At 75.8% G+C, this 17,400-nt stretch carries 14 protein-coding genes; 9 read left to right on the top strand and 5 right to left on the bottom strand.

Features of this window, described 5'->3' with window-relative positions; translation table 11 throughout:
- Window positions 1-38: 38 nt before the first annotated feature.
- The 9 genes from KPL57_RS41540 (at window position 39) to KPL57_RS41580 (ending at window position 11,698) form a co-directional block, all read left to right on the top strand.
- Window positions 39-2,012, top strand: a complete 1,974-nt coding sequence (locus tag KPL57_RS41540) for a TIGR03960 family B12-binding radical SAM protein (protein ID WP_226355890.1) — start codon at window positions 39-41, stop codon at window positions 2,010-2,012.
- Window positions 2,005-2,553 carry a GNAT family N-acetyltransferase gene (locus tag KPL57_RS41545; protein WP_226355891.1) on the top strand — a complete coding sequence of 183 codons (549 nt, stop codon included), beginning with the start codon at window positions 2,005-2,007 and terminating at the stop codon, window positions 2,551-2,553. Before KPL57_RS41540 ends, KPL57_RS41545 begins: the two co-directional genes overlap by 8 nt.
- 45 nt (window positions 2,554-2,598) lie before the next feature.
- Window positions 2,599-3,417 (top strand): TIGR03936 family radical SAM-associated protein, encoded by an 819-nt coding sequence (locus KPL57_RS41550; protein WP_226355892.1) that lies wholly within the window; start codon window positions 2,599-2,601, stop codon window positions 3,415-3,417.
- A gap of 168 nt (window positions 3,418-3,585) precedes the next feature.
- Window positions 3,586-6,936 carry a translation initiation factor IF-2 N-terminal domain-containing protein gene (locus tag KPL57_RS41555; protein ID WP_226355893.1) on the top strand — a complete coding sequence of 1,117 codons (3,351 nt, stop codon included), beginning with the start codon at window positions 3,586-3,588 and terminating at the stop codon, window positions 6,934-6,936.
- Window positions 6,937-7,117: 181 nt separating this feature from the next.
- A complete protein-coding gene (rplU, locus tag KPL57_RS41560) occupies window positions 7,118-7,423 on the top strand; it encodes a 50S ribosomal protein L21 (protein WP_020624746.1) in 306 nt (101 codons plus the stop codon).
- Window positions 7,424-7,435: 12 nt separating this feature from the next.
- Entirely contained in the window at window positions 7,436-7,693 is a 258-nt protein-coding gene (gene rpmA, locus KPL57_RS41565) for a 50S ribosomal protein L27 (protein WP_020624745.1), read from the top strand.
- Window positions 7,694-7,814: 121 nt separating this feature from the next.
- A complete protein-coding gene (obgE, locus tag KPL57_RS41570; RefSeq protein ID WP_226355894.1) occupies window positions 7,815-9,314 on the top strand; it encodes a GTPase ObgE in 1,500 nt (499 codons plus the stop codon).
- A 7-nt stretch (window positions 9,315-9,321) separates the two neighbouring features.
- The gene (gene proB / locus KPL57_RS41575; RefSeq protein WP_226355895.1) at window positions 9,322-10,434 is read left to right on the top strand and encodes a glutamate 5-kinase; all 1,113 of its coding nucleotides are present in this window, start codon (window positions 9,322-9,324) and stop codon (window positions 10,432-10,434) included.
- A gap of 25 nt (window positions 10,435-10,459) precedes the next feature.
- Window positions 10,460-11,698, top strand: a complete 1,239-nt coding sequence (locus KPL57_RS41580; RefSeq protein WP_226355896.1) for a methyltransferase domain-containing protein — start codon at window positions 10,460-10,462, stop codon at window positions 11,696-11,698.
- Window positions 11,699-11,876: 178 nt separating this feature from the next.
- Here KPL57_RS41580 and KPL57_RS41585 read toward each other — a convergent pair whose 3' ends face one another.
- The 5 genes from KPL57_RS41585 to KPL57_RS41605 form a co-directional block, all read right to left on the bottom strand.
- Entirely contained in the window at window positions 11,877-12,254 is a 378-nt protein-coding gene (locus tag KPL57_RS41585) for a hypothetical protein (protein WP_226355897.1), read from the bottom strand.
- A gap of 3 nt (window positions 12,255-12,257) precedes the next feature.
- Window positions 12,258-12,851 carry a DUF4333 domain-containing protein gene (locus KPL57_RS41590; RefSeq protein WP_226355898.1) on the bottom strand — a complete coding sequence of 198 codons (594 nt, stop codon included), beginning with the start codon at window positions 12,849-12,851 and terminating at the stop codon, window positions 12,258-12,260.
- Between the two features lie 78 nt (window positions 12,852-12,929).
- Entirely contained in the window at window positions 12,930-15,761 is a 2,832-nt protein-coding gene (locus KPL57_RS67840) for a BTAD domain-containing putative transcriptional regulator (RefSeq protein WP_308253089.1), read from the bottom strand.
- A 138-nt stretch (window positions 15,762-15,899) separates the two neighbouring features.
- Window positions 15,900-16,304: a nitroreductase/quinone reductase family protein gene (locus KPL57_RS41600; protein WP_226356691.1), complete on the bottom strand. Its 405-nt coding sequence runs from the start codon at window positions 16,302-16,304 to the stop codon at window positions 15,900-15,902.
- Between the two features lie 62 nt (window positions 16,305-16,366).
- Window positions 16,367-17,374 (bottom strand): ABC transporter substrate-binding protein, encoded by a 1,008-nt coding sequence (locus KPL57_RS41605; protein ID WP_226355899.1) that lies wholly within the window; start codon window positions 17,372-17,374, stop codon window positions 16,367-16,369.
- Window positions 17,375-17,400 lie beyond the last annotated feature (26 nt).

Genomic DNA, 17,400 nt, shown 5'->3' on the forward strand with positions numbered 1-17,400 from the left:
CGGTTCGTCCCGAACGGACGTGGCTACCCTGGTGCAGCGTGGCACCCACCTCCGTATTCCCCGCCCTGGAGCCGATCCTGCCCCGCGTCGCCAAGCCGGTGCAGTACGTCGGCGGTGAGGGGAACTCGCAGGTCAAGCCGTGGGACTCCGCGGCCGTCCGCTGGGCACTGCTCTATCCGGACGCCTACGAGGTCGGCCTGCCCAACCAGGGCGTCCAGATCCTGTACGAGGTCCTCAACGAGCGCGCCGACGCACTGGCCGAGCGCTGCTACGCGGTCTGGCCCGATCTCGAGGCCCTGATGCGCGAGTCGGGGGTGCCGTCGTTCACCGTCGACGCCCACCGCGCGGTCGGTGACTTCGACGTCCTCGGCGTCTCCTTCTCCACCGAGCTGGGCTACACCAACCTGCTCACCACGCTCGACCTGGCGGCGGTCCCGCTGCACGCCCGCGACCGCGACGAGAGCCACCCGGTCGTCGTCGCCGGTGGGCACGCGGCGTTCAACCCGGAGCCGGTCGCCGACTTCGTCGACGTCGCCGCGCTCGGTGACGGCGAGGAGGTCGTCGGCGACATCACCGACGTCGTCCGGGACTGGAAGTCCGAGGGGCGCCCGGGTGGGCGCCGGGAGCTGCTGCTGCGGCTGTCGTCGACGCCGGGCTGCTACGTGCCGTCCCTCTACGACGTGACCTACGCCGACGACGGCCACATCGCCGCGGTGACCCCGGCCGACGAGCGGGTCCCCGCCAGCGTCCAGAAGCGCACCACGATCGAGCTGGACGACTGGCCGTACCCGAAGAAGCCGCTGGTCCCGCTGGCCGAGACCGTCCACGAGCGGGCCAGCGTCGAGATCTTCCGCGGCTGCACCCGCGGCTGCCGGTTCTGCCAGGCCGGGATGATCACCCGCCCGGTGCGGGAGCGGTCGCTGCAGGGCGTCGGCGAGATGGTCGACGCCGCGGTGCGCGCCTCGGGCTTCGACGAGGTCGGCCTGCTGTCGCTGTCGAGCGCCGACCACTCCGAGATCGCCGAGATCACCAAGGGCCTCGCCGACCGCTACGAGGGCACCAACACCTCGCTGTCGCTGCCGAGCACCCGGGTCGACGCGTTCAACATCGACCTGGCCAACGAGATCTCCCGCAACGGCCGCCGCTCCGGGCTGACCTTCGCCCCCGAGGGCGGCTCCGAGCGCATCCGCCGCGTGATCAACAAGATGGTCTCCGAGGACGACCTCATCCGGACCTGCGCCGAGGCGTTCTCCCAGGGCTGGCGGCAGGTCAAGCTGTACTTCATGTGCGGGCTGCCCACCGAGACCGACGAGGACGTCCTGGAGATCGCCGGGATGGCCTACCGGGTGATCGAGGCCGGGCGGAGGGCGTCGGGGCGCAACGACGTCCGCTGCACCATCTCCATCGGCGGGTTCGTCCCGAAGCCGCACACCCCCTTCCAGTGGGCCGCGCAGTGCCACCCCGAGGTCGTCGACTCCCGGCTGCGCAAGCTGCGCGAGGCGGTCAACACCGACCGGAAGATCGGCCGCAACATCGGCATGCGCTACCACGACGGCGAGCCCTCGCTGATCGAGGGACTGCTCGCCCGTGGCGACCGCCGGGTCGGCGCCGTCATCGAGAAGGTCTGGCGCGACGGCGGCCGGTTCGACGGCTGGTCCGAGCACTTCTCCTACCGCCGCTGGGTCGACTCCGCCGCCGAGGCCCTGGAGCCGCAGGGGGTGTCGCTGGACTGGTTCACCACCCGCGAGCGCGACGCCGACGAGATCCTGCCCTGGGACCACCTCGACTCCGGCCTGGAGCGCGACTGGCTCTGGGAGGACTGGCAGGACGCGCTCGACGGCCGCGAGCAGGACGACTGCCGCTGGACGCCGTGCTTCGACTGCGGCGTCTGCCCGTCCACCGGCACCGACATCGAGGTCGGCCCCAGCGGGACCACCCTGCTGCCGCTGACCGTGGTCAACCCGACGGCCTCGGCCGCGGGGTCGCTCGGGGGCGCACGCCCGGGTGACTGAGAACGGACTGTCCTCGATCCCGGACCCGGCATTCGCCGACGCCGACGGGTCCTCCTGGGAGTACGGCGGCAGACATCTGCGGGTCCGGGTCGCCGACGAGCGCGACGTCGCCGCGCTCACCCGGCTGCGCCGCCTCTGGCTGGAGGAGCGCGCCGGGCGGCCGGTCGAGGACCCGTCGTTCGCCGAGTCGTTCGCCGCCTGGTGGCGGGTCGAGCAGCCGCGCCGGGCCTTCTGGGTGGCCGAGGCGGGCAGCGACCGCGCCGGGTGGACACCGGTCGGGTCGATCAACGTGCTGGAGACCGTGCAGATGCCCCGCCCCGGGGGCCGCGGCACGCGCACCGGGCAGGTCGGCAACGCCTTCGTCCTCGCCGCGTTCACCGAGGCGGGCGTGCCGCGGGTGCTGCTCGCGGCGGTCGTCGCGCACGCCAGGGCCCGCGGGTACCGGCGGCTGATGCTGGCCCCGACCGCGGGCAGCGCCGCGTTCTACCGGCGTGCCGGGTTCCGGCCCGCCGGCGACGCGCTGCTGGTGCTGGAGCAGTAGACGGTCCCGGTCGGGGCGGCCGGGCGGCCTCCTAGACTCCGGGGCATGGCGCGCGTGAAGGCAGGAGCGGCAGCGAACCCGGCACCCCCGACGGTGCAGCGGGTCCGCCTGCGCTTCGCCAAGCGCGGCCGGCTGCGGTTCCTCTCGCACCGCGACGTGGCCCGCAGCTTCGAACGCGCGGTCCGCCGGGCCGGCGTCCCGGTCTCGCACTCGCACGGCTTCAGCCCGCACCCGCGGCTGTCCTGGGTCGGCGCCGCCCCGACCGGGGCGGCCAGCGAGGCCGAGTACGTCGAGATGGGGCTGACCCGCGAGGTCGACCCGGAGCTGGTCCGGGAGGCCATGGACCGGGCGCTGCCCGACGGGCTCGACGTCGTCGCGGCGGCGGTCGCGACGCCGCCCGCGCTGGCCGACCGGATCGACGCCGCCCGCTGGCGGCTCGAGATCCGCGGGCTCGACCCCGCCGAGGTGCGGTCCGCGGTCGAGCGGTTCCTCGCCGAGACCTCGGTCGTGGTGACCCGGGTGACCCCGTCCGGGCGCAAGGAGATCGACGTGCGCGCCGCCGTCGTGACTCTGTCGGTCGAACCGCAGGTGAACGGCACACCGGCCGATCATGACCCGTCCGGGGCGGCGGGTTCCCCGGCGTCGGTCACCGACTGTGCGATACTGACGGCGGTCGTACGGCTGACGACACCGACCGTCCGACCCGATGACGTACTGGGCGCGCTCACCGTCGTCGCAGACCTGGCGCCGCCGGTACCGGTGACGGCCACCCGGTTGGCGCAGGGCCTGCTCGACGACGGGGGCGACCTGGTGGATCCGCTCGGTGCGGTCCCGGCGACCCGGGCCCGGCCGGACGGTTCCTGACACGGACGGCACTTCCCGCCTCCGGTCCGGCGTCGAGCACCATCCCCGAAGACCGGGGAGCGACACCAGATGTGCCGTACCGCGCAACCCGCGCGAGCTGCGGAACGTACGCGCAAGGTCCCTGAGCGGCCGCCTCCGACGTGAGGCGCCCGGGGGCGAAGGAGCTGAATGTCCGTGAACGACGCGCCCGCCGGTAGCACCGGCGGGCTCTCCGAGCTGCCGGAGAAGATGCGGGTCCATGCCCTGGCCAAGCTGCTGGGCACGGCGAGCCGCGATGTCCTGGCGACCCTGGTCGGTCTGGGCCAGGAGGTCCGCAGCGCCCAGTCCAGCATCACCCGTGCGACGGCCGAGCAGGTCGTCGCGGCGCTGCGCCCGGTCACGGACGCCGCCGGGGCCACCTCCCCGGAGCCCGCCGACGGGGCCGAGCCCGCCGCGGCGGAGCCCGCTCCCGCGGCCGACACGCCGGACGCCGCCCTCGCCGAGGCCGCGGCCGTACTCGACATCGGCTCCGCCGACGCCGGGGACGCGACCACCGAGGTCCCGGCGAACCCGTTCGACACCGGTTCCGGTGCCGCCCGGGGCGGTTCCGCGCCCGCGCTGGCGCCGGTCTTCGCCGTCCCGATGTTCCAGGCCCCCACGGCCCAGGGCGCCGCGCAGACCGCCCCGGCGGCCGCCGAGCCCGCCGGTGAGGACGCGGCCGAGCAGTCCGGTGGCGAGGACGGCACCGACGGCGGCCCCCGCCGCGGCCGCAAGAGCCGCCGTCGCAAGGACCGCGACACCGACACCACCGCGGCCCCGGCCGCGGACACCGGGGCCACCACCCCGGCCGCCGACGACACCGACGCCGACGGGACCACCGACGCCGACGACCGGGGCGACGGCTCCGACGACGACGGCGAGGACGAGAACGGCAACCGCCGTCGTCGCCGCCGGGGCCGTCGTGGCCGCGGCCGCGGCAAGGGCGGCGAGGACTCCGGCGAGGACGGCGACGACGCGGAGGACTCCGACGAGTTCGGTTCCGAGGACTCCGGCTCCACCGGTTCCGACTCCTCGGACGACTCCGACGACGACTCCGACGACGACTCCGACGAGCAGTCCTCGGGCGGCTCGCGCCGCCGGCGGCGCCGTCGTCGTCGCGGGGGGTCCGACGTCGAGGACCGTTCCGAGGACGACCCGCCCAACACCGTCACCCGGGTCCGCGAGGCCCGCAGCGAGTCCCGCCAGGACTCCGGGTCGTCCTCCGACGACCAGGTCCAGGGCGTGCGCGGCTCCACCCGGCTCGAGGCCAAGCGCCAGCGCCGGCGGGACGGCCGCGACGCGGGCCGCCGCCGTCCGCCGATCCTGTCCGAGTCGGAGTTCCTGGCCCGGCGCGAGTCGGTCGACCGCCAGATGGTGATCCGCCAGCGCTCCGACCGCACCGAGATCGGCGTGCTCGAGGACGACATCCTCGTCGAGCACTTCATCACCGGCGGCAACTCCGGCAGCTCGATGGTCGGCAACGTCTACCTCGGCCGCGTGCAGAACGTGCTGCCCTCGATGGAGGCGGCCTTCGTCGACATCGGGCGCGGCCGCAACGCCGTGCTCTACGCCGGTGAGGTCGACTGGGACGCCGCCGGCCTCAACGGCAAGGCGCGCAAGATCGAGCAGGCGCTCTCCTCGGGCGACCAGGTGCTGGTGCAGGTCACCAAGGACCCGGTCGGCCACAAGGGTGCCCGGCTGACCACGCAGATCTCCCTCGCCGGCCGCTTCCTGGTCTACGTGCCCTCCGGCGGTGCCGCGGGGATCTCCCGCAAGCTGCCCGACACCGAGCGCAAGCGCCTCAAGGAGATGCTGAAGGAGATCGTCCCGGCCGACGCCGGTGTGATCATCCGGACCGCCTCCGAGGGGGTCTCGCACGAGGCCCTCGAGCGTGACGTCCGCCGCCTGCAGGCGCAGTGGGAGGTCGTCAAGGAGAAGGCGAACAAGACCGGCCCGGGCGCGCCCAAGGCCCCGACGCTCCTCTACGAGGAGCCGGACATGCTGGTCAAGGTCGTCCGCGACCAGTTCAACGAGGACTTCTCGAAGCTGATCGTGTCCGGCGCCGACGCCTGGGACACCGTGTCCGGCTACGTCGGGCACGTCGCGCCCGAGCTCACCGACCGGATGCACCGCCACACCGGCCCGTCCGACGTCTTCACCGAGTACCGGATCGACGAGCAGCTGCTCAAGGCGCTGGACCGCAAGGTCTGGCTGCCCTCGGGCGGCACCCTGGTGATCGACCGGACCGAGGCGATGACCGTCGTCGACGTCAACACCGGCAAGTTCACCGGCTCCGGCGGCAACCTCGAGGAGACCGTCACCCGCAACAACCTGGAGGCGGCCGAGGAGGTCGTCCGCCAGCTGCGGCTGCGTGACATCGGCGGGATCATCGTCGTCGACTTCATCGACATGGTGCTCGAGGCGAACCGGGACCTGGTCCTGCGCCGCCTCACCGAGTGCCTCGCCCGGGACCGCACCCGGCACCAGGTCGCCGAGGTGACCTCGCTCGGCCTGGTCCAGATGACCCGCAAGCGGGTCGGCGGCGGGCTGCTGGAGCACTTCTCCACCACCTGTGAGCACTGCCGCGGGCGGGGCGTGATCGTCTCGACCGACACCGGGCCGGACCACCAGCACGGCCGTTCCGGCAACGGCGCGCAGCACGGCAACGGCTCCGGCAACGGCGGCGGCAACGGTGGCGGATCCGGCAACGGGTCCGGCTCCGGGAATGCCGGCAACGGCGACTCCGACGGCGGCGGGCGTCGCCGTCGTCGCCGCGGCGGCAACGGCAACGGCGAGTCCGGCCACGGCGACTCCGGGAACGGGGACGAGGGCCGTCAGGACGCCGACCGCCACGACTCCGACCGCAACGGCTCCGGGCACCGCAACGGTTCCGACCGTGCCGAGGAGCGGGACGGCTCCGGCGCCACCGGGCGCGTCGACGCCGCCGCGGGAGTCGCGGCCGTCGCCGCGGGCAGCACCCCGAAGGGCGACGACGGCGCGGCCGCCGGGTCCACCGGGGTCTCCGTGCCGGCCACGGCCGACACCACCGTCACCGACGCCGCACCCGCACCGGCCCCGGCCGATGACGACGACGAGACCGTCGTCGCCGAGCCGAGTGGTGAGCTGACCGGTCCGGCCGCCCCGGTGGTCGCCGAGCCCACCGGTGCCCCGCAGGCCGCGGCACCGGCCCAGGACGTGGCCCCGGAGCCGACGGGGACGATCCCCGCCGCCCCGGAGCCCGACGCACCCGCACCGCGCCGCCGCCGGGTCAGCCGCTCCGCCGGCGCCCCGGTCCGCGGTGGTGAGGCGGTGGTCATCACGACCGCCTCGACGCCGGAGGAGTCCGCTCCGCCGGCGGCCACGGCGGCACCGGCCGACGCGGGAACGGCGGCCGCTCCGGCCGTCGCCGCGCAGCCGGAGCCCGCCGCGGCCGTCACCCGTACCCGTCGTCCGCGCCGGGCGGCCTCCCGCCCGGCGGGTCCGCCCCAGGACGGAGGGTGACGGCGACCCCGGCGGAGAGCACTCCGACGGGGTCGCGTAACCTTGACCGACAGAAGCCACGCCTCTGCACACGACAGTGTTCGGCACGGGGGCCGTGGTGTGCGCGCCGGGGACCGGCGCGAGCTGTGAAAGCCCGAGCGCACCAGGTGCGCCCCCGATGTTCAGGAGTCGTGCGTCAGCGATGTACGCGATCGTCAAGACCGGCGGCAAGCAGTACAAGGTGGCCGTCGACGACGTGGTCACCGTCGAGAAGCTCGACGGTGAGCCCGGCGCCGAGATCATTCTGCCCGCCGTGCTGCTCGTCGACGGCGACCAGGTGACCACCGACGCCAGCGGCCTCACCTCCGCGGTGACGGCCACCGTCGTCGAGCACACCAAGGGTCCGAAGATCCGGATCCACAAGTTCAAGAACAAGACCGGGTACCACAAGCGTCAGGGGCACCGTCAGCCCCTGACGAAGGTCCAGGTCACCGCGATCGGCAAGTAAGGAGCCCGCGTCATGGCACACAAGAAGGGTGCGTCCAGCTCCCGTAACGGTCGCGACTCCAACGCCCAGTACCTGGGTGTGAAGCGCTTCGGCGGCCAGTCGGTCAAGGCCGGCGAGATCCTCATCCGTCAGCGCGGCACCGCCACCCACCCGGGTGTCAACGTCGGGCGCGGCAAGGACGACACGCTGTTCGCCCTCGCCGCCGGGACCGTCGAGTTCGGTTCCAAGCGCGGCCGCAAGACCGTGAACATCGTGCCGGCCGAGGTCTGAGCGACCCGCCAGCACAGCGACGCCGACGGCGGGTCACCCCGGTAACGGGGGGCCCGCCGTTCGTCGTGTCACCACCCACCGCGGCCCCGCCGTGGTACGACACAACGACAGGAGCACCGTCATGTCCCGGTTCGTGGACCGCGTCGTGCTGCACGCGACCGCGGGTGCCGGGGGCAACGGCTGCGCCTCGGTACACCGCGAGAAGTTCAAGCCGCTCGGCGGCCCCGACGGCGGCAACGGCGGCCGGGGCGGCTCGGTCGTGCTCGTCGTCGACGCGGGTGTGCACACGCTGCTCGACTACCACCACCGCCCCCGTGCGGAGGCGAAGAGCGGCACCCAGGGGCAGGGCGCGTTCAAGCAGGGCGCGAACGCCCCGGACCTGGAGCTGCGGGTGCCCGACGGCACCGTCGTGCTCGACGCCCGCGGCGAGGTCGTCGCCGACCTGGTCGGTGTCGGCACCCGGTTCGTCGCCGCCGAGGGCGGACGGGGCGGGCTCGGCAACGCCGCGCTGTCCTCCGCCGCCCGCAAGGCCCCCGGCTTCGCGCTGCTCGGTGAGCCCGGCGACGAGGTCGAGCTGACCCTGGAGCTGCGCAGCCTCGCCGACGTCGGCCTCGTCGGGTTCCCCAGCGCGGGCAAGTCCTCACTGGTGGCGGCGCTGTCCGCGGCCCGCCCGAAGATCGCCGACTACCCGTTCACCACCCTCGTGCCCCAGCTCGGCGTGGTCAGCGCGGGCGACGACACCTTCACCGTCGCCGACGTCCCCGGCCTCATCCCGGGTGCCGCCGACGGCCGCGGCCTCGGCCTGGAGTTCCTGCGCCACATCGAGCGCTGCTCGGTGCTGGTGCACGTCGTGGACTGCGCGACCTTCGAGACCGAGCGCGACCCGGTGTCCGACATCGAGGCGCTGGAGACCGAGCTGGCGCACTACGCCGAGGCCCTCGGCACCAGCGCGCTGGGGGAGCGGATCGACCAGCGCCCGCGCCTGGTCGCGCTCAACAAGATCGACGTCCCGGACGCCGCGGACCTGGTCGACATGGTCCGCGAGGACCTGACCGAGCGCTTCGGCTGGCCGGTGTACGCGATCTCCACCGCGTCCCGGGCCGGGCTGCGGGAGCTGAGCTTCGCGATGGCCGAGCGGGTCGCCGCGGCCCGTGCCGCGCGCCCGGAGGCCGAGCCGAGCCGGATCGTGCTGCGCCCGCGCGCCGTCGACGACACCGGCTTCACCATCACGCCCGACTCGGAGCTCGACGGCGGGTTCGTCGTGCGCGGGGAGCGCCCCGAGCGGTGGATCCGCCAGACCGCGTTCGAGAACGACGAGGCCGTCGGCTACCTCGCCGACCGGCTCGCCCGGCTCGGCGTGGAGGAGGCGCTGGCCAAGGCCGGTGCCGTGCCCGGCTGCCCGGTCACCATCGGCCAGGTCACCTTCGACTGGGAGCCGTCCACCCCGGCCGGCGTCGCCGCCCTGCTCACCGGGCGCGGCACCGACATCCGGCTGGAGGGCAACGACCGGGTCGGCGCCGCCGAGCGCAAGCGCGCCCGGGTCGCGCGCCGGAACCACCTGTCCGACGCCGAGCTCGCCGCGGGCGCCCGCTACTCGTCGGACCACGAGATCGAGGAGTGAGACCCGCGTGAGCACGCGCGCCGCACTGGGTGCGGCGAAGCGGATCGTGGTGAAGGTCGGGTCGTCGTCGCTGACGAGCCTGACCGGTGGTCTCGACCCGGCCCGGCTCGACGCCCTGGTCGACGCCCTGATGGGGCGCCGCGCCGCCGGTGCGCAGGTCGTGCTCGTCTCCTCGGGGGCGATCGCGGCCGGCCTCGCGCCGCTGCAGCTGCGCCGCAGGCCGCGGGACCTGGCGACCCAGCAGGCCGCCGCGTCGGTCGGGCAGCTCCTGCTCGCCCACGCCTACTCGGCGTCGTTCGCCCGGCACGGGCAGGGCATCGGGCAGGTCCTGCTCACCGCCGACGACATGATCCGCCGCTCGAACTACCGCAACGCCCAGCGCACCCTGGAACGGCTGCTGCAGCTCGGGTCGCTGCCGGTGGTCAACGAGAACGACACCGTCGCCACCGCCGAGATCCGGGTGGGCGACAACGACCGGCTCGCCGCGCTCGTCGCACACATCGTCGGCGCCGACGCGCTCGTGCTGCTCTCCGACGTCGACGGCCTCTACGACGGCCACCCGCGCGACCCTGGGACGTCGCTGATCACCGAGGTCGACGACCCGGCCGAGCTCGCCGGGGTCAGCGTCACCCGCCCCGGGTCGGGACTGGGCACCGGCGGCATGGCCACCAAGGTCGAGGCGGCCGCGATGGCGTCGGCGGCCGGGATCCCGGTGCTGCTGACCTCCGCCGACCGGATCGCCGACGCCCTGGCCGCCACCGAGGACGGCCCCAAGGTCGGCACCGTGTTCCGCGCCGCCGGGACCCGGATGGGCGCCCGCCGGTTCTGGCTGCGGCACGCCGCCGACGTCCGCGGGGCCCTCGACCTCGACGACGGCGCCGTCGAGGCCGTCCGCCGCCGTCGCCGCTCGCTGCTGGCCGCCGGGGTGCACGGCGTGTCCGGCGACTTCGACGCCGGCGACGTCGTCGAACTGCTCGCCCCCGGCGGGCGGGCCATCGCACGCGGTGTCGTCTCCTACGACGCGACCGAGCTGCCGCACATGATCGGCCGCCGGACCCGCGAGCTGCCGCCCGAGCAGCGGCGCGAGCTCGTCCACGCGGACGACCTCGTTCTGCTCTAGACGGCGGCAGGGGCACAATGCCCGCATGTCGGCCGACCGCGCCCGTTCCGCGCTGGTCGCGTCCCTGGTCCGCGACGGCCGGGTGCGCACCCCCGCGGTCCGCGCGGCACTGGAGACGGTGCCGCGCCACCTGTTCCTGCCCGCCCTCGACCCCGGCGGGGCCTACGCCGACGTCGCCGTCCCGATCAAGGTCGACGACGGCGTGACGGTCAGCTCGGTCTCCCAGCCGTCGATGGTCGCGATCATGCTGGAACAGCTGGCGGCCGGGCCGGGGCACCGGGTGCTGGAGATCGGTGCGGGGGCCGGCTGGAACGCGGCGCTGCTGTCGGAGCTGGTCGGTCCGGACGGGGCCGTGACCACCCTCGACATCGACGACGACCTGGTCGCCGGGGCCCGGGCGAACCTGGACGCCGCCGGGTTCGACGGCGTCGACGTCGTCGTCGGGGACGGGGCGCTCGGGTACCCGCCCGCGGCGCCCTACGACCGGATCGAGCTGACCGTCGGCTCCACCGGCGTCCGGCCGGAGTGGGTCGCCCAGCTCGCGCCCGGCGGCCGGCTGCTGCTGCCGCTCACGGTGCGCGGCAGCCAGCTGTCGGTGGCGTTCGCCCACACCGCCCCGGGACGGCTGCACTCGCGGTCGGTGCGCAGCTGCGCGTTCGTCCGGCTGCGCGGGGAGGGCGCCGACCCGGGTGCCGAGGTCGCCCTGCCGGACGGCCGGTGGCGGGTGCAGCCCGCCTGCGGCTCCGACGACGCCGACGTCCCGGACCCGCGGGCGCTGGCCCGCGCGACCACCGGTGCGGGCACCGACCGGCCGGTGGCCGCGGCGGGCACGGTGGCGGACCTGTGGGACGGGCTCGGGCTGTGGTGCGCGGTCGCGGACCCGGGGGTGGTGCGGCTGTTCGGCCCGGCCGAGGGTGGGGCCGCACCGGCGCTGTTCGACCTCGGCGGTGTCCGCGCGACGCTGGGCCTGGTCGCGGGCGACGGGTGCGCGGTGCTGCTGGCGGACCCGGAGGCGACGGTGCGGGCCTGCGGGCCGGACGGTGACCTCGCCGCCGAACGGCTGGCCGGGCTGGTCGCGGGGTGGGTCGACGCGGGCCGCCCGCACGCGGCGGACCTGCGGATCGAGGCGGTCGTCCCGTCGCTCGCCGGTCCCGGTGGCGGGCCGGAGCGCGGGCCCGGCGTGGACCGGGCCGGGCCGGGGGACGTCGTGGTGGACGGTGCGGGTACCCGGCTGACGCTGCGCTGGGGTCCGGCCACGGGCTGACACGCGGGGACACGCGGGGACACGGCCCGGAGCCGGGCCCGGGGCGACACGGTCCCGCACCGCTGCTGCGGCGCGGAGCCCGTGGCCCGGTGCCCCGGCCCACCCGGCGTCCCCGGGCGGCCCGGCGGCGGACCCCGGGCCCGCCGGCGGCCCGCCCGCGGTGACCGGGGCACGGTGCTCACCGGGACCGGGTCGTCCGCTTCGGACTCGTCGTCTTCGTCGTCGTCTTCGTCGTGGTCCGCGGCGCCGCGGTCGCCCGGGGTGCCGGGGTCCGTGCGGCGGTGGTCCGCGGTGTACCCGGGGACCGGGCGACGACCGTGCGGTGGTGGTCGTGGTCGTCGTCGTCGAGTGCGGACACCGGCACCCACCGCGGCCCGGCCGGTGACACGACCGCCTCGGGCGCCGGGCAGGCGGCCGGGTCCACCTCGAGGTAGTCGTCGCCGTCGGCCTCCAGGACCCCGCACACCTGCCGTTCCGGTCCGGTCGAGCAGGCGGTCAGCGGGGCCCCGGCGACGACGACCAGCGCGAGCGCGGAGAGCCAGGTCGCGGTGCGCACGGCTCAGACCTGCTCGACATCGAAGTTGACCAGACCGCCCTGGATCTCGGTCACGGTCGCGCGGACGTCGATCGACTCCTCGCCGGAGGTGACGCGGCAGCCGACGGCCTGGCCGGTGGTGGGGGCGAGGTCGCCCTCGCAGGTGGTGGTGTCGATCGGGACGCCGGCGTTCTGCGCGACGAGCGAGCCGACGGTGTCCTGCAGCAGCGCCTTCGGCACCGGGCGGGGCTCGGTGGTGATGTCGAAGGAGACGTTGTCCCCGTCGACGGCGGTGACGGTGACGACCGCGCCGACCGGCTGGCCACCGGAGTGGAACTCGCAGGTCTGGCTCGCCCCGACGGTCGCGTCGAGGTCGGTGGCGCAGTCGGCCTTCCCGTTGTCGAGGGAGACGCCCTGCGCGCCCAGCTTGCTGACGATCTGCTGCTCGACACTGTCCGCCGGGACGGAGGCGAGGCTGCAGGCCGTGGTGCCGAACAGGACGGTGCTCGTCGCTGCGGCGACCAGGCCGAGCCGGGCGAGGCTGCGCAGGGTGGCGTTCATGGTGTCTCCTCGGGTGGTGGCCTCGGCGGCCCGGGCGGCCGGTGGGGCGAACACCACGAACTCTGCGGTGGGCCACTGGCAATCCACTTGCAGCGGCCTTGCAGGGTCGGCGCAAGCGGTCCCGGGGAGCGCGGCTCAGGCGCTCCGGCCCACCACCCGGGCGGCGACGGTGCCGTCGTCGCCGAGCTCGTCGAGGACCGCGGCGATCGCCGCCCGCCCACCCGCGACGCCCTCGGTGAACGCGGCCGCGTACCGCTCGGCGGAGCCGCCGAGCCCGGCCCGGACCAGGGCGACGTTGCGCTCGGAGTCCTGCGGGTCCATCTCCTCGGGCCGGTAGCCGACCTCGCCGCCGACCGCGGACACCGCCCCCAGCAGCCGGGCGCCCCGCACGCCGTCCCCGGACTGCCCCAGCGCGCCCGCGAGGGCGTGCGTCGCGACCAGCCAGGACGTCACGTCGGGCTCGCCGCCGAGGAACCGCACGAGCGACTCCGCCTCGTCCAGCGCGGCCGGGTCGCCGCGGTCGAGCAGGGTCTTCACCAGGTGCCAGCGCGAGGACCCGTCGGCGAACCCGTGCCCGGCCCGCCGCGCGACGGCCACCGCGGACCGCAGCACGTCCAGCGCCGTCGCCGTGTCCCCGCCGAGCCGCGCGAGGTGCCCGGCGGCCATCAGCGTCTCGGACTCGCCGGGGCCGTCGCCCGCGGCGCGCGAGACCGCGAGCGCCTCGCCCAGCAGGGCCTGCGCGGCCGCCGGGTCGGTCGCCGCCGCGAGGTAGGCGCGGAACGCGAGCCCCCGGGCGACCTTCGTCGGGTGCCGGGCCGGGTCCATCCGCTCCAGCCCGGCCGCGACGTCGGCGGCCGCACCGGCCGGGTCACCGGCCAGGTAGCGCAGGGGGCCGGAGGCGAAGTGCGCCAGCCCGACGGCCTCCGGGTCGGCGTCCGGCCCCGCCGCGGCCAGCGCCGCGGTGACCCACCCGATGCCCTCGGCGACCCGGCCGAAGCGGTACCAGTACCACCCCAGCGCCCCGGCCAGGCGCAGCACGTCGTCGACCGCGGCGGTGCCTCCGTCGGCCAGCGCGGCGCCGAAGGCGGCCCGCACGTTCGGCTGCTCGGCGCGGACCCGCCCGAACCAGCGGGCCGCGTCGTGGCCGAGCCACGCGGCGTCGGCCTCGGTGACGACGTCGAGGACCCAGCGCCGGTGCGCGGTGCGGGCGGCGGTGCGCGCGGCGTCGTCGAGCAGGGTGTCGCCGAAGGCCCGCAGGGTCTCCAGCAGCGCGAACCGGCGGGGGCCCGGCGCGCCGGTGTCGACGCCGACCAGGGACTTCGCGACGAGCGTGGCCAGCCCGTCGCGGACCGGCACCCCGGCGACGGCGGCGGCCGCGGCGGCGTCGAACCCGCCGGTGAACACCGACAGCGCCCCGAACAGCCGGCGGTCGGCCGGGCCGAGATCGTCGACCGACAGCGCGATGGTGTGCTCCAGGCTCCGGTGCCGGGCGGGGGTGCCCCGGCCGGCCCCCACGAGCAGGGAGAACCGGTCGTCGAGGGCGTCGGCGATCTCCCCGACCGACAGGGTGCGGCTGCGGGCGGCCGCCAGCTCGACGGCCAGCGGGAGCCCGTCGAGCCGGGCGCAGACCTCGGCGACGCGGGCCCGGTCGTCGCCGGTGGGGGCCGCGCCGGGTGCCGCGGCCGACGCGCGGTCCAGGAACAGCTGCTCGGCCGCGGCGGCCGACAGCGGCGCGAGCTCCAGCAGCTGCTCACCGGGCAGGTCGACGGGCTCGCGGCTCGTCGCGACCACCCGCACGCCGGGGCACGCGGGCAGCAGCGTGGTGAGCAGCTCGGCGACGGCGTCGAGGACGTGCTCGCAGTTGTCGAGCACCAGCAGGCCGGGGGTGCCGGCCAGGGCGGCGGCGAGCTGGTCGGCGCCCTGCGCGGTGAGCACCCCGGTGGCCTCGGCGACGACCGGGGCCAGCAGCGCGCCGGAGGTCCCCGGGGCGAGGTCGGCGAGCTCGGCCCACCACACCGGACCGCCCGCGTCGGCGGCGACGGCCAGCGCGACGCGGGTCTTGCCCACCCCACCGGGGCCGACGACGGTGACCAGCCGGTGGGCGTCGAGGGCGGCGCGGAGCCGGACGAGGTCGTCGTCGCGGCCGAGCAGCGCCGTCGACGGCACCGGCAGCGGCCTGCGGGTGGTCCCGGCGGCGGGCGCCGGGGCGTCGGCGGCGGGGGCCCGGTGCAGCAGCTCCGGGTCGTGGGCGAGCACCGCCCGCTCGGTCGCGGCGAGGCCGGGCCCCGGGTCGACGCCGAGCTCCTCGGCGAGCAGGTCCCGCGCGGTCCGCAGGACGGCGAGGGCGTCGGCCTGGCGCCCGGCGCGGTAGAGCGCGCGGGCCCGCAGCTCCCACGCGCGCTCGCGCAGCGGGTACTCGGTGGTGAGGGCGGCCAGGTCGTCGAGCAGCGTCACGTCCTCGCCGGTGGCGAGCGCGGCGGCGGCCCGGTCCTCGCGGATCCCGGCGCGCAGCTCGGTCAGCGCGGCCACCTCGGCGGCCAGGAAGGCGCGGTCGGCGAGGTCGCCGAACGGGGTGCCGTCGCCGGTGGCCAGCGCCAGGTCCAGCACGGACACCGCCTCGTGCGGGCGTCGCTCGGCCAGCGCGGTCGCGCCCCGGGCGGCGAGCTCGCGCATCGCCCACACGTCGACCTGCTCGGGCCGGACGGCCAGGGCGTAGCCGCCGCTGCCGCGGACCAGCACCGTCGCGGCCCCGCGGGCCGAGCGGCCGGGCTCCAGGACACCGCGCAGCCGGGCGATGTAGGTGTGCAGCGCCTGCTTCGCGGCCGGGGCGGGTTCGGAGTCCCAGACGGCGTCGATGAGCAGGTCCTCGGTGGCCGGACGCCCGGCGGCGACGACGAGTGCCGCGAGCAGGGCCCGCGGGCGCGGCCCGCCGAGCGGCAGGTCGTCGCCGTCACAGCGCGCCCGCACACCTCCGAGGACCGAGAGCTGCAGTGGGGACGCCTGTGGGGGGACCGCCTCCGCAGGCACGGCAGGACCGGACATACCCCGACCCTACGAAGATGATCCGGATCTCCGGAATCATCTGCCCTGATGATGCGTGGCCGGTCAGCCGCGCGGCTCCAGGTGGACCAGCGGGATCTCCCGGGTGGTGCTGCGCTGGTAGCCGGCGTAGTTGCGGTACTTCCCGGCGATCTGCGGCCAGAGCGTCGCGCGGTCGGCCGGGTCGGCGATCCGGGCACGCATGGGCACGCGTGGCCCGCCCTGCACGGCGACCTCGACGTCCGGGTCCGCACGCAGGTTGAGGAACCAGGCGGGGTGGCGGTCGTCGCCGCCTCGGGAGGCGACGACGACGTAGCTCCCGTCACCGTGGACCGGTGCCGTGAGCATCACCGTGCGCGGCTCGCCGGAGCGCCGGCCGCGGGTGGTCAGCTCGACGACGGGCATCCCCATCGCCGAGTGGCCGACCTTCCCACCGGTCAGCCGGATCAGCAGACGGTGGCCCGCGTTCATGGCCTTGAGGGCGATGTCGGGTGGGTTCACGCCCCGAGCCTACCGGCGGGTAGCCGGGCTCGTCAGCTCGTCGCGACCTTCTCCAGCGCGGGCCGCAGCCCGTCGAGCAGCCAGCCCACCGACACCACGTTCGGCGCCTGCAGGGCGATGGCCTGGTCCAGCGTCACCGGTGTGTAGGTGCCCTGCCGCACCGCGCGCACCCGGCGCACCAGCTCGTCGCCCTCGAACCTCGCGCGGTCGCCCGCCCCCGCGAAGGTCATCAGGAGCAGGTCGGCCTCCGACAGCCTGCCGACCTCCTCGTAGGACACCCCGACCGTGCCCGGGGCCAGCGCGTCGCTCGCCGGCGCGTCCCGGAACGACGCCGGCACCTCCAGCCCCAGCGACCGCAGGAACACCGTCGACTGGTTCTGCGCGCCGACCACCATCGGCAGGATCTCCCCGCGCGCCTGCCCGTAGAGGTAGGTCCTCCCGGCGAGCCCGGGCAGCCGGTCACGGGTCTCGGCGATCCGACGGTCCGCCTCGGCGACCAGCGTCTCGACGGCGTCCCCGCGGCCCAGCGCCCGCCCGATCTGGCGGGCGTCGTCCTGCATGGAGGCGGTGTACAGGCCCTCGGCGTAGGTGACGGTCGGCGCGATCCGCGACAGCGCCTCGTAGCCCGCCCGGTCGGTGATCTGGAACGCCGAGACCCCGAGGACCAGGTCCGGCCGGAACGCCGCGATCTGCTCCAGCGGCAGCGTGCCGTCGGGCTCGATTGCGAGCACCTCGGGCGGGAGGGGGTCGAGGTAGGGGAGCACGGGACCGCTGTCGCCGGAGCTGCGGACCGCGCCGACGACCGGTGCGCCGACGGCCTGGGCGACGGCCAGGTCGTTCATGCCCAGCGCGACGACCCGCTGCGGGGGTGCGGGCACCGTCGTCTCGCCGAAGGCGTGCCGGACGGTCACCGGGAACGCGGCCCCGCCGGTCGGCGTCGCCGGGGCGGTGCCGGTGCTGCCGGGGGACGCGCCGCAGCCGGTCAGGACCAGTGCCGCACCGAGCAGCGCCGCGAGCAGCGTGGATCCACGGGGCCTCATCGTTCTCCTCAGGTAAGGTGAGGCTC

The sequence above is a fragment of the Pseudonocardia sp. ICBG601 genome, from assembly GCF_020496245.1.

What these genes read in the sequence shown, in the direction of transcription:
- rplU (WP_020624746.1), top strand. Translation starts at nt 7,118, where the DNA reads ATGTACGCGATCGTCAAGACCGGCGGCAAGCAGTACAAGGTGGCCGTC.
- KPL57_RS41550 (WP_226355892.1), top strand. Translation starts at nt 2,599, where the DNA reads ATGGCGCGCGTGAAGGCAGGAGCGGCAGCGAACCCGGCACCCCCGACG.
- rpmA (WP_020624745.1), top strand. Translation starts at nt 7,436, where the DNA reads ATGGCACACAAGAAGGGTGCGTCCAGCTCCCGTAACGGTCGCGACTCC.
- KPL57_RS41605 (WP_226355899.1), bottom strand. Translation starts at nt 17,374, where the DNA reads ATGAGGCCCCGTGGATCCACGCTGCTCGCGGCGCTGCTCGGTGCGGCA.
- KPL57_RS41555 (WP_226355893.1), top strand. Translation starts at nt 3,586, where the DNA reads ATGTCCGTGAACGACGCGCCCGCCGGTAGCACCGGCGGGCTCTCCGAG.
- KPL57_RS41600 (WP_226356691.1), bottom strand. Translation starts at nt 16,304, where the DNA reads ATGAACGCGGGCCACCGTCTGCTGATCCGGCTGACCGGTGGGAAGGTC.
- KPL57_RS41580 (WP_226355896.1), top strand. Translation starts at nt 10,460, where the DNA reads ATGTCGGCCGACCGCGCCCGTTCCGCGCTGGTCGCGTCCCTGGTCCGC.
- obgE (WP_226355894.1), top strand. Translation starts at nt 7,815, where the DNA reads ATGTCCCGGTTCGTGGACCGCGTCGTGCTGCACGCGACCGCGGGTGCC.